This is a genomic window from Oceanihabitans sp. 2_MG-2023, from assembly GCF_030547245.1.
Classification (GTDB): Bacteria; Bacteroidota; Bacteroidia; order Flavobacteriales; family Flavobacteriaceae; genus Oceanihabitans.
Genome location: NZ_JAUOQT010000030.1, coordinates 1 through 503 on the forward strand (window position 1 = coordinate 1; position 503 = coordinate 503).

Below are 503 nucleotides of genomic sequence, written 5' to 3' on the forward strand. Positions count from 1 at the left end.
TCTCCTACTGGAATGTCTGTTGCTGTCCATGAGCCATCCGTTCCTGTTGTTACTGTTGTTTCGTCTCCGTTAACATCAGTAATTACAACTTCTACTCCTTCTATTCCTTCTTCTCCTGGATCTTGTACTCCATCACCGTTAAGATCTTCGAATACAACTCCACTTAAATCTCCTACTGCTGGTGCATATCCATCATCGGTAGTAGCATTAGTTCCTTCTACTACAGTTACTGTTTCTGGATCTGAGGTTCCTGTTGTTAAAGTATCTGTAATATCTGTTGGTAATGTAGTCTCATCTACATCTACTTCTGCATCTCCTAATGGTACATTGTTTAATGACCATGTTCCATCCGTTCCTGTTGTTACTGTGGTTACTGTTCCATCCACATCTGTAATTACAACTTCTACTCCTTCTATTCCTTCTTCTCCTGGATCTTGTACTCCATCACCGTTAAGATCTTCGAATACAACTCCTGTTAATTCTGCAGTTACTGGTTCATAACC

Annotated in this window: 1 protein-coding gene; it reads right to left on the reverse strand. The window is 40.4% G+C overall.

Annotated features, from left to right (window positions below; genetic code table 11):
- Positions 1-503 (reverse strand): SdrD B-like domain-containing protein (locus tag Q4512_RS16385; protein WP_303426461.1); only part of this gene is annotated, 503 nt, incomplete at both ends.